This is a genomic window from Cupriavidus sp. WS (assembly GCF_000395345.1).
GTDB lineage: Bacteria > Pseudomonadota > Gammaproteobacteria > Burkholderiales > Burkholderiaceae > Cupriavidus > Cupriavidus basilensis_B.
In genome coordinates this window covers 1-3,033 of sequence record NZ_AQPL01000517.1, presented here as the reverse complement: position 1 = coordinate 3,033, position 3,033 = coordinate 1, and the positions used below count along the sequence as shown (strand labels likewise).

Sequence of the window (3,033 nt, the reverse complement as noted above, 5' to 3'; positions counted from 1 at the left end):
CGGGCCGGCGAAGAGAACGCCGGCCGCGCGCCGGACGACGGGAAAAGGGGGGCCTTGTGCATGATGTCTGTCTCCTGAAGCGCCTTGTGTGCGGCGCGTGGTTCCTGGCCTGTTGTTCTGTTTTTCCGCGCGGGTGCCGTGAGGCGGCACCGTGCGCTGCCGGCCGCCGCGCGCGCCTCCTCCGGGCGCGCGCGGCAGGCTTCGATGCCTGCCGGCTCAGGGGCTGGCGAATACGCTGACGCGGAAGGTCGGGTTGGCGCCGCCGGTGCCCGCGAGGTGCGCGAAGGCGTGGCCGGTGGCGATCAGCGTGCCGGTGGTGCCGCTGTTGTCGGTGGTGCCGATCTGGCCCGGGCGGGCCTGCGAGAAGTCGAGCTGGAAGGCGCCCTTGACGTTGGTGGTGAGCGGGTCGACCAGGCCGACCAGCTTGTCCTGCACGATCGACGAGGTGTAGACGAAATCGCTGCCCGAGCCGACGTAGGAGCCGTTGAGCTGCGCGCTGGTCAGCGTGGCGGCCGGGGCGAGGAAGGCCAGGCCCGATTCGTCGTCCACGTTGATCGGGTCGAGCAGGTCGGTCAGGTCGATGTGCGCGTAGCCGGTGCGGATCAGCAGCGGCACCAGCGCGCCGTTGAGCTTGCCCGCGACCAGGATGCCCTTGGCCTTGGTGGTGGGGCCGCTGACCAGCGACTGCGTGTAGAAGAACGGGTATTGCCGCGTGCCGGCGTCGTTGTTGCTCTCGAACGCGCCGTCGTTCTGCGCGCGCGGCCGCCACGGGTTGCCGGTGGACCGGCAGCTGCCGCTGGCCGCGGTGCAGGTGCCGTCCGCGTTCAGGGTCTCGACGGTCTGCGCGGTGGCGGGGATGAAGTTGCCGGCCGGGAACAGGTTGCCGCCCGACGGCACTAGGTGGTAGCCCAGCATGTTGTAGGTGCCCGCCACCTTGGCGAAGTCCGTCTCGGTCTCGGCGAACGCCAGCACCGGGTAGATCGGGAAGGTCTTCGCGGGGATGGCGCCGATCGGCGCGCCGATGCCGAGGTCCACGCCGGGATAGGAGATCGTCGCGCCCGGGATGCCGCCGCCGGCCACGCCGTTGCCGACGAAGATGATGGGCGGGTCGGCGGGGTCGATGACGGCCTGCGCGCCGCCGTCGGACGGCACCGCGCTGCGGATGGCCAGCGCGCAGCGGTTCTGCTCGGCGCTGGGCAGCGAGGTCAGGCGGGCGATGGTGCCGGTGTAGGTCACGCCGGCGCGCGTGGGCTGCACGCTGCCGGGCGCCTTGGGCACCGGCGACTCGAGGATCTGCAGCCGGTACGTGAGCGCCGTGGTGTCGAACTGCATCTTGACGAACTCGCCGCCGCCCGAGCCGCCGGTATAGACGGTGGCGTAGTCGAGCGAGGCCGGGCACAGCGGCGCTGGCGCGGGGCCGGACTGCGCGGGGCCGCTGGCGGGGCAACTGCCGGTGCTGGCGCAGGATGCGACCTCGGCCGAGCCGGGGCTTGGCGCATCGCCGCCGCCGCAGCCGGCGAGGGTCAGCGCCAGGCTTGTGCCAGCCAGCGCCGCAAGGCCGTTGAATACATTCAAGCGGGCCATCGTTTGTCTCCTTTTTATCGGTTTTGTATTTTTGTGTCGTGCCGGTTTGTCCGGTCTTGTATATGAGTCGTTGTGCAGCGACTCTCGCCGTTCGCCCGCGCGAGCGTCAATAGAGCGCCCGTTCCAAACACCGCGCGCCGCGCGCCCGCCACCGCCATGCAGGCGCTCGCGCCGCCTGTTCAAACCGCGGCGCGCCCGCGCGCGCGGCGCAATTCAAACGGCGCGCGCGGCTTCCCCGCGCGGCGCCGGGTCCGGCGGCATGGTTTCAGAACCTGTAGTCGCCGTTTTTCGCGTCGAACGTGTCGGTGTCGAATGTCTTGCGCACGGCCTTCTCGAAGACAATCTTCTCCACCATGTTTCCATCGGCATCCCACGCGGTCTCCACGCGCGGCCACGGGTTCTTGAGGTCCAGCATCAGCTGCACGCGCTTGGCGTAGTAGCGCGGCGCGCCGGCGGGCAGCTCCCAGGTCAGCGCCACCATGCGCGTGCCCTGCTCCTGCACGATCTCGGCGCGCGCGAAGCGCTCGGAGAGGCCGGCCGCGCGCAGCGAGCGCGCGTCGCGCTCGAGCATCGCCACCACGTACTGGAAGCCGAGGTCGCGCACGGTGTGGTTGGACTGCGCGCGCGCGATGGTGCCGTCGAGCGCGATCCACATCGAGGTGAAGCCCAGCAGCCCGCCCAGGTGGCCGTACATCTCGTCCTTGCGCCGGGTCTCGTCGTAGAGGATCTCCTGGCCGGCCTGGCTGCCGCCGGGCAGCCACTTCGCATAGAGCTGGCGCGGCGCGTGGCGGTAGCGGATCAGCATGCGCGCGGGCTGGTCCTGCCACTGTCCGTTGAGGCGCTCCTGGCGCGTCATCCAGTACTCGTACTCGGGATAGCGGCTCACCTCCGCCTTGGCCCACAGCAGCGGCGTCTCGGGCTGGAGCGCGTTGAACACGGCCAGCAGCGGCTCGTCGGGCAGCTTCGCGAGCTCGCCACCGGCGACCTGCTTCGAGAGCAGCGCGGCCTGCTGCTGCGCGGACAGGCCGTCGTAGGCGGTGCCGGCCGGCGTGGCGGCGGTGGCGGCGGTGGCTGGTGTGACGGATGCCTGGGCATGCGCGGCGCCCGGCAGCGCCATTGCGATCACGCCGGCGGCGGCGAGGCCGCGCAGCAGGCCGGCGGGCCGGGCCCCCGGGAATGCGCGCAAGGCCTGGCGCAGCGTCTGGAAAGAGCGTGGCTTCATGATGCGGGTCTCCTGTCACGGCACCGTGCTGCGCCAGGCGCGCGTGGCGCGAAAACGCGGGCAGCAGCGGGCCGGCGCGTGCTCGCGGCACGCGGCGGGTCGGCGAAGCGGATTGCCTGGGCGCGGGTTGCCAGGGCGGCGGCGGGGATCGTGGAACGGCAAGACCCCGCCACCGGGCGAAGCGCGCGGCCGGGCGGCGGAAGGCGCGGCCGTGCGCGCCGGCGGTC

Annotated in this window: 3 protein-coding genes; 1 reads left to right on the top strand and 2 read right to left on the bottom strand. The window is 71.8% G+C overall.

The features are described 5' to 3' along the window. Positions 1-216 precede the first annotated feature (216 nt). Both K206_RS0133245 and K206_RS0133240 read right to left on the bottom strand, forming a co-directional pair. Complete coding sequence (locus tag K206_RS0133245; protein WP_020206620.1) at positions 217-1,584, bottom strand: DUF2957 domain-containing protein; 1,368 nt, start codon at positions 1,582-1,584, stop codon at positions 217-219. A 265-nt stretch (positions 1,585-1,849) separates the two neighbouring features. Next, positions 1,850-2,701 (bottom strand): DUF1571 domain-containing protein, encoded by an 852-nt coding sequence (locus tag K206_RS0133240; RefSeq protein ID WP_052166042.1) that lies wholly within the window; start codon positions 2,699-2,701, stop codon positions 1,850-1,852. A gap of 103 nt (positions 2,702-2,804) precedes the next feature. Between K206_RS0133240 and K206_RS44470 the strand changes: the two genes are divergently transcribed. Then, on the top strand, positions 2,805-3,033 hold a 229-nt coding region (locus tag K206_RS44470), incomplete at its 3' end, for a hypothetical protein (RefSeq protein ID WP_231401721.1).

What these genes read in the sequence shown, in the direction of transcription:
- K206_RS0133245 (WP_020206620.1), bottom strand. Translation starts at nt 1,584, where the DNA reads ATGGCCCGCTTGAATGTATTCAACGGCCTTGCGGCGCTGGCTGGCACA.
- K206_RS0133240 (WP_052166042.1), bottom strand. Translation starts at nt 2,701, where the DNA reads ATGGCGCTGCCGGGCGCCGCGCATGCCCAGGCATCCGTCACACCAGCC.